General features: G+C 34.0%; 16 protein-coding genes. 4 read left to right on the top strand and 12 right to left on the bottom strand.

What is annotated here, in order from left to right:
• From KHA98_RS13505 to aspS, 4 genes are all read right to left on the bottom strand, one after another.
• Positions 1-549, bottom strand: a complete 549-nt coding sequence (locus KHA98_RS13505) for an NADH-quinone oxidoreductase subunit B (RefSeq protein WP_213258464.1) — start codon at positions 547-549, stop codon at positions 1-3.
• A 157-nt stretch (positions 550-706) separates the two neighbouring features.
• Positions 707-1072: an NADH-quinone oxidoreductase subunit A gene (locus tag KHA98_RS13500; protein WP_213258463.1), complete on the bottom strand. Its 366-nt coding sequence runs from the start codon at positions 1070-1072 to the stop codon at positions 707-709.
• A gap of 242 nt (positions 1073-1314) precedes the next feature.
• Positions 1315-1509 carry a cold-shock protein gene (locus KHA98_RS13495; protein ID WP_007137066.1) on the bottom strand — a complete coding sequence of 65 codons (195 nt, stop codon included), beginning with the start codon at positions 1507-1509 and terminating at the stop codon, positions 1315-1317.
• Positions 1510-1814: 305 nt separating this feature from the next.
• Complete coding sequence (aspS, locus tag KHA98_RS13490; RefSeq protein ID WP_213258462.1) at positions 1815-3566, bottom strand: aspartate--tRNA ligase; 1752 nt, start codon at positions 3564-3566, stop codon at positions 1815-1817.
• 157 nt (positions 3567-3723) lie between these two features.
• Between aspS and KHA98_RS13485 the strand changes: the two genes are divergently transcribed.
• Both KHA98_RS13485 and KHA98_RS13480 read left to right on the top strand, forming a co-directional pair.
• Complete coding sequence (locus KHA98_RS13485) at positions 3724-4719, top strand: TlpA family protein disulfide reductase (RefSeq protein WP_213258461.1); 996 nt, start codon at positions 3724-3726, stop codon at positions 4717-4719.
• 210 nt (positions 4720-4929) lie between these two features.
• Positions 4930-5277: a toxin-antitoxin system YwqK family antitoxin gene (locus KHA98_RS13480; RefSeq protein WP_213258460.1), complete on the top strand. Its 348-nt coding sequence runs from the start codon at positions 4930-4932 to the stop codon at positions 5275-5277.
• Between the two features lie 33 nt (positions 5278-5310).
• On the opposite strand, the gene KHA98_RS13475 is transcribed toward KHA98_RS13480, so the two are convergent.
• The 7 genes from KHA98_RS13475 to KHA98_RS13445 form a co-directional block, all read right to left on the bottom strand.
• The gene (locus KHA98_RS13475) at positions 5311-6441 is read right to left on the bottom strand and encodes a PepSY-associated TM helix domain-containing protein (RefSeq protein ID WP_213258459.1); all 1131 of its coding nucleotides are present in this window, start codon (positions 6439-6441) and stop codon (positions 5311-5313) included.
• 64 nt (positions 6442-6505) lie between these two features.
• Positions 6506-8056 (bottom strand): PepSY-associated TM helix domain-containing protein, encoded by a 1551-nt coding sequence (locus KHA98_RS13470; protein WP_213258458.1) that lies wholly within the window; start codon positions 8054-8056, stop codon positions 6506-6508.
• Positions 8057-8059: 3 nt separating this feature from the next.
• A complete protein-coding gene (locus KHA98_RS13465) occupies positions 8060-8362 on the bottom strand; it encodes a hypothetical protein (RefSeq protein WP_213258457.1) in 303 nt (100 codons plus the stop codon).
• Positions 8363-8389: 27 nt separating this feature from the next.
• Entirely contained in the window at positions 8390-8722 is a 333-nt protein-coding gene (locus KHA98_RS13460) for a hypothetical protein (RefSeq protein ID WP_213258456.1), read from the bottom strand.
• Between the two features lie 55 nt (positions 8723-8777).
• Positions 8778-11273 carry a TonB-dependent receptor gene (locus tag KHA98_RS13455; protein WP_213258455.1) on the bottom strand — a complete coding sequence of 832 codons (2496 nt, stop codon included), beginning with the start codon at positions 11271-11273 and terminating at the stop codon, positions 8778-8780.
• 217 nt (positions 11274-11490) lie between these two features.
• The gene (gene odhB / locus KHA98_RS13450; protein WP_213258454.1) at positions 11491-12729 is read right to left on the bottom strand and encodes a 2-oxoglutarate dehydrogenase complex dihydrolipoyllysine-residue succinyltransferase; all 1239 of its coding nucleotides are present in this window, start codon (positions 12727-12729) and stop codon (positions 11491-11493) included.
• A gap of 91 nt (positions 12730-12820) precedes the next feature.
• Positions 12821-15595, bottom strand: coding sequence for a 2-oxoglutarate dehydrogenase E1 component (locus KHA98_RS13445; protein ID WP_213258453.1), 2775 nt, complete (start codon positions 15593-15595; stop codon positions 12821-12823).
• A 116-nt stretch (positions 15596-15711) separates the two neighbouring features.
• Between KHA98_RS13445 and KHA98_RS13440 the strand changes: the two genes are divergently transcribed.
• Positions 15712-16278 carry a hypothetical protein gene (locus KHA98_RS13440; protein ID WP_213258452.1) on the top strand — a complete coding sequence of 189 codons (567 nt, stop codon included), beginning with the start codon at positions 15712-15714 and terminating at the stop codon, positions 16276-16278.
• Positions 16279-16341: 63 nt separating this feature from the next.
• Positions 16342-16905: a hypothetical protein gene (locus KHA98_RS13435; protein WP_213258451.1), complete on the top strand. Its 564-nt coding sequence runs from the start codon at positions 16342-16344 to the stop codon at positions 16903-16905.
• Positions 16906-16934: 29 nt separating this feature from the next.
• Here the strand turns inward: KHA98_RS13435 and KHA98_RS13430 are convergent, their stop codons facing one another.
• On the bottom strand, positions 16935-17288 hold the full coding sequence (locus tag KHA98_RS13430) for a hypothetical protein (RefSeq protein ID WP_213258450.1): 354 nt from the start codon (positions 17286-17288) through the stop codon (positions 16935-16937).
• Positions 17289-17416: the final 128 nt, after the last annotated feature.

Raw genomic sequence — 17416 nt, 5'->3', positions numbered from 1 at the left:
TTATGAAATGTTATAGGAAGCTAATAATTCTTGGTATTCTGGTGAGCTTCTGCGTCTAACAGATTCGCTTTTTACCAAATCTTGTAATCTCATTACACCATCAACGATTTGTTCTGGTCTTGGAGGACATCCGGGAACGTAAACGTCTACCGGAATTACTTTGTCAATTCCCTGAAGAACAGAGTAAGTGTCGAAAACTCCACCTGAAGAAGCACAAGCTCCAACAGCGATTACCCAACGAGGTTCAGACATTTGTTCGTAAACTTGTCTTAAAATTGGCGCCATTTTTTTAGAAATAGTTCCCATTACTAATAACATATCGGCCTGACGAGGAGAGAAACTCACACGCTCTGAACCAAATCTTGCTAAATCGTAATGTGATGCCATAGTAGCCATAAACTCAATTCCGCAACAAGAAGTTGCAAATGGTAAAGGCCAAAGAGAATTCGCGCGTGCCAAACCTACAACGTCATTTAGTTTTGTAGCAAAGAAGCCTTCTCCAACAACACCTTCAGGAGGGGCAACCATATTTACTTTTGAATCGCTCATTTTTATTTTAGATTTCTGATTTTAACATTAAGATTTTTGGAAATCTTAAAAAGTAAAATCAATTTTTTAAATCAGTATTAAATTCAATTGATATTAGATTTTAAATTTTAATTTGAGACAAAGTCTGAAATCAGCAATCTAAAACCTAAAATCGTATTTATTCCCAGTCTAAAGCTTTCTTTTTGATGATATAGAAAAAACCAACTAAAAGTAAAGCCATGAAAACGACCATTTTAAGCATTCCTTCTACACCAAGATCTTTAAAGTTTACTGCCCAAGGGTAAAGGAAAATAACCTCTACGTCAAACAATACAAACAAAATAGCTACAAGGAAATATTTTACTGAAAAAGGAATACGGGCGTTACCAACAGATTCGATACCGCACTCGAAGTTTTTATCTTTAACTTCTGAGGTTCTTTTTGGGCCTAATTTTCCGGAAATAATGATTGTTCCTACCACAAAACCAACAGCCAGAATGAACTGCATTAGAATAGGAATGTAACTGTATTGATCAGATTGCATAAACTTAGGGTTTTTACTTAAAGAATAAGCCACAAAGATAACTTTCAAGTATGTAAATCACAAACTAAAGGGAGATATAAGTAGGTTGTGAATCGGCGTTTATGTCTAATTTTTATTGATTATAAATAAGATGGTCTTTTTTTAATATTTTTTTAAGAAATGACCAAAAAAAAACGTCCCGATGTATCGGGACGTTTTGAAAACCATTCAGAGGCAAAAAAAATAAATTGCTTATATTTTTCTTAGATTACTGCTACTTTAGCAGCAACTTTCCCTTTTCTTCCTTCTTCTTCTTCATAGCTTACACGGTCACCTTCGCGTAATTCTTCCGCGTTAATTCCTGAAGCGTGAACGAAGATGTCCTTTCCTGTTTCTTCGTCTGTAATGAATCCATAACCTTTAGATTCATTGAAAAATTTTACTGTACCTGTACGCATTGTAATTGTAATAATAATTTATAATAAAGCAAATGTAATATATAAATTCATACAAAAGACACTAAGGTGTTAATTTTTTGTAAAAATTATTGATTTACAGTGTTTTTACGTGGTTTATTGCATCTATTTTTATATGAAATACCCTAATTTGAGAATCATTAATTGTAAGAATATAAAAAAAGAAACCTTGTAAGAATTTTTTAATTTGCAAATGTGAATTTTGCATTTGTTTTTTGATCTTAAAACGCATAAAAAAAACAGCTGAAATTTCAGCTGTTTTTTGGATTATTTTAAAATGCTAAAATTTAGATAGCATCAATTTTAATATGTAATTCTTTCAATTGTGCATCATCAATTGCAGCTGGTGCATCGATCATTACATCACGTCCTGAATTGTTTTTAGGGAAAGCGATGAAATCTCTAATTGTTTCTTGTCCACCTAAAATAGCAACCAATCTGTCAAGACCAAAAGCAAGTCCTCCGTGTGGTGGTGCACCAAACTGGAAAGCATCCATTAAGAAGCCGAATTGAGCTTTTGCTTCTTCTTCGGTAAATCCTAAATATTTGAACATTAATTGTTGTGTCGCTTTATCGTGAATACGAATTGATCCTCCACCAATTTCATTTCCGTTTAAAACCATATCGTATGCATTTGCGCGAACTTTTCCTGGTTCTGTTTCTAACAAAGCCATGTCTTCTGGTTTAGGAGAAGTAAACGGGTGGTGCATTGCGTGGTAACGACCGCTTTCTTCGTCTAACTCTAATAATGGGAAATCTACAACCCATAGCGGAGCAAATTCTTCAGGATTACGTAATCCTAAGCGAGTTGCTAATTCCATACGCAGTGCAGATAATTGAGCACGAGTTTTATTTGCTGGACCTGAAAGTACAAAAATCATGTCTCCAGGATTTGCTTCTGTTGCTTTTGCCCAGTTAGTTAAATCATCTTGATCGTAGAATTTATCTACAGACGATTTGTATGTTCCGTCTTCGTTGCATTTTACGTAAACCATTCCAGATGCTCCAACTTGCGGACGCTTAACCCAGTCAATTAATACGTCGATTTCTTTACGAGTATAATTTCCTGCTCCAGGAACAGCGATTCCGACAACTAATTCTGCTGCATTGAATACAGGGAATTCTTTGTGTTGAGCGAATTCGTTTAATTCTCCAAACTTCATTCCGAAACGAATGTCTGGTTTGTCGTTTCCGTATGTTTTCATGGCATAGTCGTAAGTAATTCTTGGGAATTTATCTACTTCAATACCTTTAATTTCTTTTAATAAATGTCTTGTCAATCCTTCAAAAACATTCAAAATGTCTTCTTGTTCCACAAACGCCATTTCGCAGTCAATCTGAGTAAATTCTGGCTGACGGTCTGCACGTAAATCTTCGTCACGGAAACATTTCACGATTTGGAAATATTTATCCATTCCACCTACCATCAATAATTGTTTGAAAGTCTGTGGAGATTGCGGTAAAGCATAAAACTGACCTTCGTTCATACGGCTTGGTACAACGAAATCTCTTGCTCCTTCTGGAGTTGATTTGATTAAATATGGTGTTTCAACTTCGCAGAAATCTAAATCAGATAAATATTTACGAACTTCCATTGCCACTTTGTGACGGAATAATAAACTGTTTTTTACCGGATTTCTTCGAATGTCTAAATAACGGTATTTCATTCTGATATCTTCACCACCGTCAGTTTCGTCTTCGATTGTAAATGGAGGAGTTAAAGCCGAATTTAAAATAGTCAATTCCGTAACTAAAATTTCGATTTCACCAGTAGGGATATTTTTGTTTTTAGCTTCACGCTCAATTACAGTTCCTTTTACCTGAATTACAAATTCTCTTCCAAGAGTTTTTGCTAGTTCAAAAACGGTTTTATCAGTACGGCTTTCGTCAAAAATAAGCTGTGTAATTCCGTAACGGTCACGTAAGTCAACCCAATTCATAAATCCTTTATCGCGTGACTTTTGTACCCAGCCAGCAAGTGTAACTTCCGTATTAATATTTGAGGCATTAAGTTCGCCGCAATTATGACTTCTATACATGATCTAAATTTTAGATTGCAAAAGTAAACACAAAATTCAAATTATAATAGAAAAGTAGCAATCTGATGCTCATAAATTTTAAATATTTTGTTAATTCTGAAAATTCAAAGCGGTTATTTCTTTAGATTTGAGTTACTGAAAACAAACTTTAATACTTATGAAAAAACTTTTTGTTGCTGGCCTTTTGATTTTTAGCACTTTGAATGTTGTTGGACAAACCAAAAATCAAATAAAATTTACGGCCAAAATCGCTAACCGAAATAGTGATACACTTGTTATTAAATCAAGAAACGGTTTCAAACAAGTTATTCCAATTGATAAAAAAGGTGTTTTTGCTTCTTCTTTTGATGCTCCAAAAGGATTTTATGTTTTTTCTGACGGAACAGAATCTTCAAATTTATATTTAAAACCAAATTCTGAAATTAACCTGACAATGGATGCTAAGGAATTTGATGAAACTATCGTTTATAAAGGAAAAGGTGTTAATGAAAGTAATTTTATGGCACAACAAGCTTTGAAAGACGAAAAATTTCAAAACGAGGCTTTTACTAAAGAAGCAACTGAATTTGCTGCTCTTTTAGAAACAAAGAAAAAGACAGATATTGAAAATCTGGAAAAAGGAGATTTTGATCCTGAATTTAAAACAGCATTAAAAAGCAGTTTCGAAAGTTTTAATCAATATGCATCTGAGGAATATGAAAGAGCTGCAAAGGCAAATAAAATGAATGGAAAAGCTTCTCCAGAGTTTGATTATGAAAACTTTAAAGGTGGAAAAACAAAATTGGCCGATTTAAAAGGAAAGTACATTTATATCGATCTTTGGGCAACGTGGTGTGCACCTTGCAGAGCTGAAATTCCTTATTTGCAAAAGATGGAGGAAAAGTATCACGGTAAAAACATTGAATTTGTGAGCATTTCTATTGATAAAGCAAAGGACAACGAAAAATGGAAAAAGTTTGTAACGGATAAAAAACTGGGCGGGGTGCAATTATTTGCAGATAAAGATTGGGAATCTGAGTTTGTTGTAAATTATGGAGTAACCGGAATTCCGAGATTTATTATAATTGATCCTCAGGGAAATGTTTTAAGTTCAGATGCTTCAAGACCGTCTGATCCAAAACTTGAAGAACAATTAAATACATTATTAAAGTAATTTAGTATAAAATCGATAACGTTATAGTAAAACTTCTTTTTTAGAGAAATATCAGTAAAACCAGTGCTTAAGCGCTGGTTTTTTTGTTTTGTAGAAATTTCCAATGTTAAGCTTTTATCCAATGTTACCAAATTGTTAAGTAAAAGTTTTTTTAATGTAAACAAATAACTATATTTGATAAAGATTTCTAAAACATTAATACCTAACGATATGAAAAAGAGTATAATTTTAGCTGCAATGTTGTTCTCTGGAATGTTATTTGCACAAGAAGTGAAACCAGAATTGGAAGCTGTTGGAAACAAGGTAAAAGCTACATATTATTATGAAAATGGTAATGTACAGCAACAAGGCTTTTTTAAGGATGGTAAGCTTGATGGTGTTTGGGTATCTTATGACGAAAAAGGAAATAAAAAAGCCGTTGGAGAATACACAGACGGAGTGAAAACTGGAAAATGGATTTTCTTTAATGAAGACACTTTAAAAGAAGTAGCTTATGTAGACAGCAAAGTTAGTTCCGTTAAAAACCTACAGAAAAATGCTTTGGCAAACAGAAATTAATTGATTTCGACAAATTATAGAAGAACCGTCCCGTTAAAAACGAGACGGTTTTTTTATGCTCGTTTTTTTAGTTTTTTTGTTTCGGCCATACCAAATTACAAAACCGGTAACAGGCAAAGCAGAGGCAAGTAAGCTTACAGTGAAAGCAATTATTTTTCCGGGGAAATCTAAAACTTGTCCTGTGTGAATGCCGTAATTCATTTCAACAACCTGTAAGCCTAAGCTTTTTGAATTGTATTCGTCATTCTGAATCAATTCTCCGTCGTATGGATGAAAATAATAATTACTTTGATGATCGTATCGCAAAGTATGTGGATATGCGCCGGTATTAATTATGTCGCCTTTTTGCTGAGGCAGTGTTACATAAAACATTTCACCATCTGGATTTCGCTTCATCGTTTGATAAAGCGCCTTATCTATTGCTGCAAAACTGTTATATTCAAATTTTGTTGTATCAATTACCGGGACTTTTGTTTCGAGGGCTTTATCGCCTCCAAAATTGAAAGCTTTATAAATACCGTCTCCCACCCATTCATATGTGAAATTTAATCCTGTTATGGCAATAATAAGTGCAATTGCTGCAATATAAAATCCGGAGGTATTGTGCCAGTCGTAATTTACGCGACGCCACTTAGCAGACCATTTTACAGTAAAACTTCGTTTAATATCGCTTTTACGTTTTGGCCACCACTGAATAATTCCTGAAATTAATAATAGAATAAAAATAATCGTTGCTCCGCCTACGATATGTTTACCAATATAATCCGGAAGAAGTAAATACAAATGAATATATTCGACGATGATAAAAAAATCAGTGTCAGGATCTTCCGTTTTTAGATAGTTTCCATTGTAAGGATTAAAGTAAAGGTATCGGTTTTCTGACCCGGAATAGGTGTATACAATTGCAGATCGGTTTTTTCCATAAAAAGAAATCATAGACTGCTTATAGTCCGGAAGGATTTCTTTTGCTTTTTGCCGTAAAACAGACGGCAGTTCAAAAGGTTTGTTCTCAGGCTCAACCAAACGCCATTCTTTTCGGGTAATGTCTTTTATCTCGTCGTGAAAACAGAATATACAGCCCGTAATACAAACTATAAAAACAATAAGCCCGGAAATTAATCCGAGCCATTTATGTAGAAAACGTATTTGAGTTTTAAATCCCATTTTTTGATTAAAAGCGTAAAAGTATACGCTAAATCAATAGAGGGCAAATTATTTAAGCTAATTTTTAAGAAACCGCTTTTTTCGGCTTTAAATGATAAGCCACATATAATGAAATTGAAGCCAGAGAAATCCAGAAAACATCAATAACAAAAATCTGAATTTTGTTCTGCATAAAAGAATTCCAAAACCAGTTTCCGGTAACAATGCCATTTGTAATTGGGATTAAAAAGCCTAAAATGCTTCCTGAAATTAAACAGAACTTATTCGTAAAGGAATCATTCTTCTTGATGATAAAGAAGATGGCAAGAAGTAACCAACCGCCAAAATAAATGGCAAAGAGATTTGATTTGCTTAACGGATAGAATATCTTGGATCCAATAAAAGTCAATGCGGTAATTGGGTACATACTTAAGCAAATTGCCAAATAAATACGAACCACTGCTGCGTTAAAACGTCTTTTCTTTTCCGGTAAATTGTTTTTTTGTCTTGCCACTAACCAAATCATAACTCCGGAGATTATTACGAAACAAGTTATTATTCCAAGGATAAAGCTTATTATTTTTAAAGCATATCCGCCATAATCACCAAAGTGAATTCGGTATAAAACATTTTTTACAACATCTAAATAGTTGTTTTGAGAAACGGGATCTTTTTTAGCAACCTCTTTTCCATCAGCAATACGGTAAACTACTTTTCCAATTCCGGTGAATTTTTTATCGTTCAAAAGCTCACCTTCGACTAAAACATGCATATTGGCATCTCCATAATTCTGTATATAGACACGTTTGATTTCAAAATCTGACCATTTCTTTTTGGTTTTTGCAACCAATTGATCAATATTAAAAGGATTGGCTAATTTTTTGTTTTCAAACTTGTAATCTGCATCAGTATACTCGAGTTCCTTATAAAGCTTGCCTTCGTCTCCACCGTACAAAGCCATTACTGCGGGAGCGACAATCAGAAGTTTAATCATAAAAAATGCGCCTGTTACAGCATAAACAAATTGAAAAGGTAATCCGATCATTCCTAATGCAGTATGCGCATCTGTCCAAAGTGTTTTTAATTTTTCTTTTGGACGGAAAATATAAAAGTTAGATACAATTTTTTTCCAATGAAGTAAAACTCCCGTAACGATCGCAAATAAGAAAAACAAAGCTACCAATCCAGATAAATAATAACCAACGGGATAAGGTATTTGTGCCAGGAAATGCAGACGATATAATAGTTCTCCTAAAGAGTACGACTCTTCGTAAGTATATGATTTGAAGTTTTTATTATTTAAATAAAAGAACTCCGATTTTTTTTGTTCTTCCGGAGCCAGAGAATCTTTGGTTGCTTCCATGTAAACTGCAACTCTTTCTTCTATGGCGCGTTTAGAAATTGTAATGTTTCTGCCGTGTAAAATATATTTTTTATCAAGATGTTGCAACGCTTTGTCATAGTCTAGTTGAATTTCTTTTGTGATGGCTGTAGATTCACTTCTTTCCCAATTGATGATTTCATCTTTAAAAAAAGAAAAAGACCCAGCGAAGAAAATTACAAATAGTACTACGCTAATAACAATACCGCTGACAGTATGTGTATGAAAATAAATATTATAATGACGGTTGTTCATAAATTAGTTCGTGGTGTGGTTATAGGTTTGGCCGAGATATATAAAAAGACAAAAAAGTAAGGTTAGCAGAATATAAATTCCCCATATTTTCCAACCGCTTTTTGCCAGAAATGCAATTACCATTAAGGCAACCCAAAGAATAAAACCAGTAAAAGCCATGGTTATAAGAACATCAGCACGATTGAACCATGCTGCCAAAGCCAGATGAAAAGTTACTGAAACAAAGTATCCTCCTAAAATAGCAGCAGTAATTTTGGTAAAACGTGGCCAAAAAGAGGGGGTTAAATATTTTGGATTTGCCGGCATATTGGTTTTGGTTAAAGAGGTTTAGGTTTAGTAATAATAAAATTCTAAAATCGCTGCAAAAATCAGAATAGCTAATAATAGTTTACTGTTTACTTTTTTTAATGGAGTTAGTATTATAATTAAACTTCCAATGGTCATGAGCTGAACAAAAAACATCAAAGTGCCACAACCTAAAGAAAGTGTAAACAACCATAAACTATAGGCTAATAAAAGAAGCAAAAGCCCTGTGATTTTGGTTTGTTTTGGATTTTTCTGCATCCATTTTTCAAAGCCTAAATCATACGATAAAGCGGCTCTTTTTGAGGTGTAATAAAGTGTGTAAAAAGCTAAAAAAACGGCAAGACTGGCTATTGTTATCATAATTTACAGAATTAAAAACACCTTCCTGATTGTGCAGAAAGGTGTTTGTTTTTTGTTAAAATCTATAAGAGAAACTTGCGGCAAGACTTCTCATATTTCTAGGATGAAGTGTTGACCAGCCATCGTAAGTATCTACGTTGGCAATATTATCAAGTTTTAATGTTAAGGTGTATTTTTCTGTTCCGTAAAATACAGATGAGTTTAAAACTGTATAAGATGGAATTGTAAATGCTCCGGTAACAGTTCTATTCATGATTTTATTTTCACTTGCATAATTTCCTCCAAAACCTAAACCAAAACCTTGTAAATCGCCTTGAGTAAATTTATAACTTGCCCAAAAGTTTGCTAAGTTTTGTGGTCCTGCACTTTCTGGTCTGTGTCCTACGAAATCAGGATCACCAGCTGTTAAAAGAGCATCATTATAGCTATATCCAAAAACAAGGTTTAAACCTGTAATAGGGTTAGAAACAATTTCGGCTTCAAAACCTTTGTTTCTTTGTGCGCCATCCTGATAAGAGGTTTGATTTGGAATCGCCGGATTTCCGCTATCGCTATAAATGCTATAAACCTGATCGGTTACTTTTATGTCATAGTAACTAAAAGTAGCATATAATTTATCTTTGAATATATTCAGTTTTGTACCCACTTCAAATTGATTAGCATGTTCCGGATCAAATGTTCTTGGAACTGGATTTCCGTTTACACGATCTGATTTTGGTGCTGTATTTGTAAAACCATCCATATAGTTTGCAAAAATAGAGACCTTGTCTATAATTGGCTGATAAACGATACCAAATTTAGGAGAGAAAGAGGTTTGGTTAAAATTATCCTCACTTATGGTTACATCACCGCTATTCATAAAACGATCTACACGTAAACTTGCCATTGCAGACAAAGCGGGAGTAATGTTAAGTACATTCGAAACATATGCACTGTATACTTCTTGTTTTGTTTTATTATGATTTGCATTTTCACCAGCTAAAAGTGCATCAACACCAGCTTTTGATAATTTTCCGCTATCTCCGTTAGTGATGTAATTTTTAGGATTGAAAATTTTAAACACACTGTCGTTAACTGTTTTTAAATCATCATTACCAATATATACATCACCGTTGGTAACATAACCTGTTCCGTTGTCATTTTGTGTTCTGTTAAAATAATCAACACCTACAACCATACGATTTCTCATTTTTCCAATTTTAAAGTCGCCAATAAAATTTTGTTGGATATCTGTCGTTAAATCAGTTGCATTTTGATAGTTTAAAGAACGGCCCAAAACAACTCCTTTCGTGATTGAAGGATAAAATCGAGTGCTCTCGTATAAGTAAGTATAGTAACCTTCAGATTTTGATGAACCTCTCGAAACTACAGTTTGAGATGTCCATTGATCAGAAAGTTTGTAATTCATTTGTGCCTGAAGACTGAATGAAGGTGTTTTTAAGGTTAGTTCATTACTTGTGTAAGAACGTTTATTGTCATAACCTAATTCTTTAACATTATGGACTCTTAAAGGAGCACCTCTGTCAAAAAACAACATCGTTGGATTTGTTGCTTCGCTATTCATGAATTCAGTATTAATCAAGAATGATAACCTGTCATTTACCTGATACGATAAAGATGGAGCAATGAAAAATGATTTTTTAAAACCTGCATCCTGAAAACTTTCTTCATTATGGTAAGCTGCATTCACTCTTAAATTTACTTTGTGTTCTTCATCAAGAGGAGTGTTTATATCGGCAGTTACACGATTTAGACCATAACTTCCGGTAGTATAATTAATTTCCCCGCCAAAATGATCATACGGTCTTTTAGTAGTAATATTGATTAATCCTCCGTACGATATTAAGCTACTTCCAAATAATGTTCCCGAAGGTCCTTTTATAACTTCGATTCTGTCAATATTTGCCGGATCTAAACTTCCGTTGGTTAAACCTGGTAAGCCGTTGATCATGGTAGGCTGTACTGCAAAACCTCTTAAAGAGAAATATCCTGCACCGTCTCCTGCACGTCCTGTAGAAGACCAAAGCTGTGTTATTCCTGGAGCATTTTTTAGCGCGTCATCAATATTGGTAACAACTTGTTCTTTTAAAAGTTCTCCTGTAATTGTAGAATATACTTGTGGGTTTTCAAGATTTTTAAGTGGTAATCTTGATACTTGTTGTGATTCCTTACGAGTGAAAGTGTTTTTTTTAGCCACTCCGTTAATTACAATTTCGTCTAGTTGTTCAGAGTTTGAACTGATCGTGAAATTTTCAACTATTTCATCACCACCATTTAAGGTGATGCTTTTTTCTTTAGAAGTAAATCCTACTGCTGAAATTCTAAGAATATAATTTCCCGGTTTTACGTTTTTAATTTCGTAGTTACCGTCATTATCTGTATTAGTTCCAATTTTTGTTCCTTTTAGTACAATTGAAACATTATCTGCTGCGTGATTATTTGTTAAACTAATTTGACCTTTAATTGTAGCTTTTTGTTGCGCTAAAGCAGAAGTACCTGCTAACAAAACAAAACACAGAGCCAAAAAAGAAATTGTAAACTTTAATTTCATTTTTATTTAGAATTAATTTTAATAACGCAAATTTAGGATTTGATCGTTAATCACACAAGCTATTCTTATTTATTCTAAATAAAATATTTTTTAAAGGGTAAAATTTACATTTCTTTAAAGAATTAACATCTTAAGACAAAATTAAGCTAATCTTAAGCAAAAAAACCTGCTCAAATTAATGAACAGGTTTTTTATTATTGTGAAAAATTACTTAGAATTACAACTCTAAAGCACGTTTAGCGTCGCCATTCATCAATAATTCTAATGGATTTTCTAAAGCTTCTTTAACAGCAACCAAGAATCCAACTGACTCACGTCCGTCGATGATTCTGTGATCGTAAGAAAGAGCAACATACATCATTGGGTGAATTTCAACTTTTCCGTTTACAGCAATTGGGCGCTCAATAATATTGTGCATTCCTAAGATTCCTGATTGAGGAGGGTTGATAATTGGAGTAGATAACATACTTCCGAAAACTCCACCATTTGTAATTGTGAAAGTTCCTCCGGTCATATCGTCAACTGTAATTTGACCATCACGAGCTCTTAAAGCCAATCTTTTGATTTCAGCTTCAATTCCACGGAAAGTTAAAAGTTCAGCATTACGAACAACAGGAACCATTAATCCTTTTGGTCCTGAAACTGCGATTGAGATATCAGCAAAATCGTAAGCGATTTTGTAGTCACCATCCATCATAGAGTTAACATCAGGATATAATTGTAAAGCTCTTGTAACTGCTTTTGTAAAGAATGACATGAAACCTAAACCTAAACCACCATGCTTAGCTTTGAAAGCATCTTTGTATTCGTTACGAATTTGGTTGATTGGCGTCATGTTTACTTCGTTGAAAGTAGTCAACATAGCAGTTTCGTTTTTAGCCGAAACTAGTCTTTCTGCTACTTTACGACGTAACATTGATAATTTTGTACGCTCAGTTCCACGGCTTCCACCAGTTGGAGTTCCCATAGAAGGTACTGCATTTACAGCATCATCTTTAGTGATTCTTCCGCCTTTACCAGTTCCTGAAACAGTTGCCGGAGCGATATTTTTTTCGTCTAATATTTTTCTTGCTGCAGGAGATGGAGTTCCAGCTGCATAACTTGTTGCTGCCGGAGCCTGAACTGGAGCTGCTTTTGGAGCCTCAGCTTTTACTTCTGCCTTTGGAGCCTCAGCTTTAGGAGCTTCAGCCGCCGGAGCTGCGCCACCTGCTGGTTTTGCGGCATCTGTATCAATTAAACAAACTACAGCACCTACTGCTACTGTGTCACCTTCTTCAGCTTTTAATGTAATTACACCGCTCATTTCAGCAGGTAATTCAAGAGTAGCTTTATCTGAATCAACTTCAGCAATAGCCTGATCTTTCTCTACATAATCTCCGTCTTTTACTAACCAAGTTGCAATTTCAACTTCTTTTATTGATTCCCCTGGTGATGGGACTTTCATTTCTAAAATCATCTTTGTTTTTGTTTAAGGTTTTTATGGTTTCAGACTTCAGATTTCAGGTTGTTAAACTTGAAACTTGAAACATGAAACTTGAAACATTTTTTTATCTAAATAAGTTTTTATCGAATACCATTCTAATTGCATCTGCATGACGACGTTTTGCACGTGTGTAACTTCCTGATGCTGGTGCTGCATAAGCTTTTAACGAAGCTAATCTCCATTTTACAAGATCAAAGTTCATTAACATAAAGCTGTAAGCTCCCATATTTTTAGGTTCTTCCTGAGCCCAAACATAATCATCAGCATTTGGATATTGTGCAATGATTGCTTTGATTTGCTCAATTGGGAAAGGGAATAATTGTTCGATACGAACAACAGCAACGTCATTTCTTCCGTTGTTTTCTCTTTCTGCAACAATATCGTAGTAGAATTTACCAGTAACAAAAACTAAAGTTTTTACTTTTTTCTTATCTACAGTATTGTCGTCAATTGTTTCCTGGAAACTTCCGGTTGCAAGCTCTTCAGCTGTTGATACGCATCTTGGATCACGTAATAAACTTTTTGGAGAGAAAACTACTAGAGGTTTACGGAAGTTTGTTTTCATTTGTCTTCTTAACAAGTGGAAGAAGTTGGCTGGTGTTGTACAATCTGCAACATACATATTATGTCTTGCACAAAGTTGTAAGTAACGCTCCATTCTTGCAGAAGAGTGTTCTGCTCCTTGTCCTTCATATCCGTGAGGTAATAATAAAACAATACCATTTTGGTTGTTCCATTTGTCTTCTCCACAAGAAATGTACTGGTCAATCATAATCTGAGCTCCATTAGAGAAATCTCCAAATTGTGCTTCCCAGATTGTTAAAGCTTTCGGGTTTGCTAATGCATATCCGTAATCAAAACCAAGAACACCATATTCAGATAAAAGTGAATTGAATACGCCAAATTTTCCTTTTTTGTTTTCAATTCCATTTAAAAGAATTACTTCTTCTTCAGAATCTTCTACTTTAACTACGGCATGACGGTGAGAGAAAGTTCCTCTTTCTACGTCCTGTCCAGAAATACGAATATCAAATCCTTCTGTTAAAAGTGAACCGTAAGCTAATGCTTCTGCAGTTCCCCAGTCAATTGTGTTATTATCGTATCCTGTTTTTCTATCCGTAACAATTTTAGAAATTTTACTGATGAATTTCTTGTCTGATGGTAATGTAGAGATTGTATTAATGATAGAATCCAATCCTTTTTTGTCAAAAGTAGTGTCTACTTTCTCCAACATTTGTGTATCTGTTACCTGAACAAATCCTTCCCATTCGTTTTTCATGAATGGAGTAATGATTGTTAAATCTTTTTTACGGGAAGCTTCTAAGTTTTCCTCTAAAGCAGATTTGTATTGTTTTTCTAAACCATTTACATAAGATGCATCGATTACGCCATCAGAAAGTAATTTCTCTGCGTAGATGTCTCTTGGGTTTTTATGTTTAGCAATGATTTTATATAAAACCGGTTGAGTGAAACGAGGTTCATCACCTTCGTTGTGACCGTATTTTCTGTATCCTAATAAATCGATAAATACGTCACGTCCAAACTGCATTCTGTAATCTAATGCAAAAGATACAGCGTGTACAACAGCTTCAGCATCATCAGCATTTACGTGTAATACTGGTGAAAGTGTTACTTTGGCAACGTCTGTACAGTAAGTTGATGAACGAGCGTCTAAGTAGTTTGTTGTAAATCCAACCTGATTGTTAATTACAATATGGATAGTTCCTCCAGTTTTGTAACCATCAAGCTGAGCCATCTGAATGATTTCGTATAGGATACCCTGACCTGCGATTGCAGCATCTCCGTGTACTGCGATTGGCAATACTTTAGAGAAATCGTCATTGTAATATTTATCTTGTTTTGCTCTGGTAATTCCTTCAATAACAGCTCCAACAGTTTCTAAGTGAGAAGGGTTTGGTGCTAAATTGATGTTGATGCTTTTTCCAGATCTTGTTTTTTTGTCAGCCGTAAGACCTAAGTGGTATTTTACATCACCATCAAAATATTCCTGATCGTAATCTTTACCGTCAAATTCACCAAAGATATCCTGAGTAGATTTTCCGAAGATGTTTGCCAAAACGTTCAAACGACCACGGTGAGCCATTCCCATTACGAATTGTTCAACACCTTTTTCAGCAGCTTGTTCGATTAAAGCATCAAGAGCCGGGATGATTGATTCTCCACCTTCTAATGAGAAACGTTTTTGTCCAACATATTTAGTATGAAGGAAGTTTTCAAAAGATACAGCTTCGTTTAATTTATTTAAGATTGTTTTCTTTTCGTCTGTAGAAAAATTTGGCTGATTATGATTAACAGCTAATTTATCCTGAATCCATTTTACAACGCCAGGATTTCTGATGTACATATATTCAATACCGATATGTTGACAGTAAATAGCTTTAAGACGATTTACAATATCTTGTAAAGAAGAAGGTACCATTCCAATTGTCTGTGCAGCATCAAAAACAGTTGAAAGATCAGCAGCTGATAATCCGAAGTTTTCGATTTCTAAAGTTGGCGAAGATTGCCTACGGTCACGAACAGGGTTTGTTTTAGTAAACAAATGCCCGCGAGTACGGTATCCGTCAATTAATTTTAAAACGTTGAATTCTTTCTTTAGTTTTTCTGAAACCTGACTGTCGTCTGTGCTTGGGCTAGTCACGTACTCAACGATCGTTTGCACCGGATTTTCGTCATTATAAGTTGTTTGTCCAAAGTCAAAACCTTGAAAGAAACTTCTCCAGCTAGGCTCAACGCTGTCTGGGTTTACTAAATATTGATCGTATAATTGTGCAAAAAACTCTGTATGCGCTGCATTTAAAAATGAAAACCTATCCATAATATTAGTGAATATACTTTTTGTTAAATAGAATCGCAAAAGTACAACAATCGCCTTTATTTAAATCCTTTTTTTACGTACTTTTACGTAAAAATTTGTTAAAATAAACGTTAACTATGAGTAAAAATCAAATTTCAATCGTTTTCAGTTCTTTTTTTGTGATTTCGCTTCTCTTATTTTCCAACTCTGGAAATGCACAGCAAAAATACGTAATTGACAATAGCAATCATTTTTGGGACAAAGTACAATTTGGTGGTGGACTCGGATTAGGTTTCGGTTCCGGGTATACCAATATTTCGGTTATGCCGAGTGCTATTTATAATGTTAATGAAATTGTAGCTGTTGGAGCAGGTCTGCAGTTTGGTTATTTATATCAAAAAAATTATTACGAATCTTTCGTTTGGGGAGGAAGTCTTATAACTTTAGTAAATCCAATTCCGGAAATCCAGTTGTCTGCGGAATTAGAACAAGTAAGAGTTGATACTCAATATGAAGCAAGATATGATGTTTATCAAAATTATTATCCTCCGTATTCAGATAGTTATTGGAATACAGCTTTGTATCTTGGGGCAGGTTATAGGACAAAGAATGTTACTGTTGGTGCGCGTTACGATGTTTTGTACAATCCTAATAAAAGCTTATACGGATCTGGATTTATGCCTTTTGTGAGGGTTTATTTCTAAGTTTCTAAGTTGCTGAGATAGTATCCCGAAGCTTCGGGACTAAGGTTTTTAAAATGTAGAAATTTGAAGAAATTTATTTTTGTATTTACAGCAATTATAATTTTAAGCTGTAATAATTCAAAGAAATTAGATGTTAACAATGAAAAGGTTGCGAAAAAAGAATTGCGACCTTTTTTTGATTCTGATGAAATTGATCATTATTATGTGAATTATACTCTTGAAAGCATAATTAATTTTGAGGAAAAAAGTAGAAAGTCAAAAAAGCATCAAGAGTTTGAAGGTTTATTTATGGGGTATTTCCCTGATAGCATTCCTAAGGATTTTGAAGAAATTTTACTAAGTCATAATTATAAGAAATCTGATCTTACAATTAAACAGCAAAAGGAAATTGAAAATATATTCAGCGTACAAGATTCTTTACAAATGGACGGATATGCATGCGTCGCAGAGTATCGTGATATCTTCATTTTTAAAAAGAAAGAAAAAACGATTGGAATAGCAAAAATCTGTTTTAAATGCGGTCGTTTTCAAATTATCGGAAGTAAAATTGATACCCAGTATTTTGGGCTATGGACAGAGTTAGATAAATTGCACAATATAGTTCGTCCCAATGAAAAAAAAACTTAGAACCTTAGCATCTTAGTACCTCAGAACCTTTACTTGTAATAATTTCTAAACCAAACCTTTTGCCATTCTCTTCTTAAAATCAAAAAAGCAACTTGTTCGGCAAGAATCACTAAATCCGATCCGTCGAGTTGTTTGATGTCATTTTCGGGAACGTCAATAATGTAAAGGAGGTTTAAATATTCAGCAAATTTATACTGAATCATTCGGTAGATTTTTTCGTGCAGCTGAATTTTTAATTCGTCGGGCGAAATGCTTAAAGGGAAATCGATTCCTTCGTTGGCCAAATTGAAATCTTTATTAATTTGCTCAATCAGACTTAAATACAAAGTCTCCGCTTGTGCTTGCGCTAATAAAGCTTCGGTATTAATTGGTGCTACAAACATAATTGTTCAATTTCAAAAATCAATTTCAATATTAAAAATCAATATCAATGGCAATAACAATTAAAAAAAAACAATTTCAATTTCAAAATTAAATTAAGGTATTTCAATTTTGATTGATTTTTGATATT

The sequence above is a fragment of the Flavobacterium branchiicola genome (assembly GCF_018383905.1).
Classification (GTDB): Bacteria; Bacteroidota; Bacteroidia; order Flavobacteriales; family Flavobacteriaceae; genus Flavobacterium; species Flavobacterium branchiicola.
The sequence above is the reverse complement of the archived record's forward strand: the minus strand, read 5'-3'. Positions and strand labels throughout refer to the sequence as shown.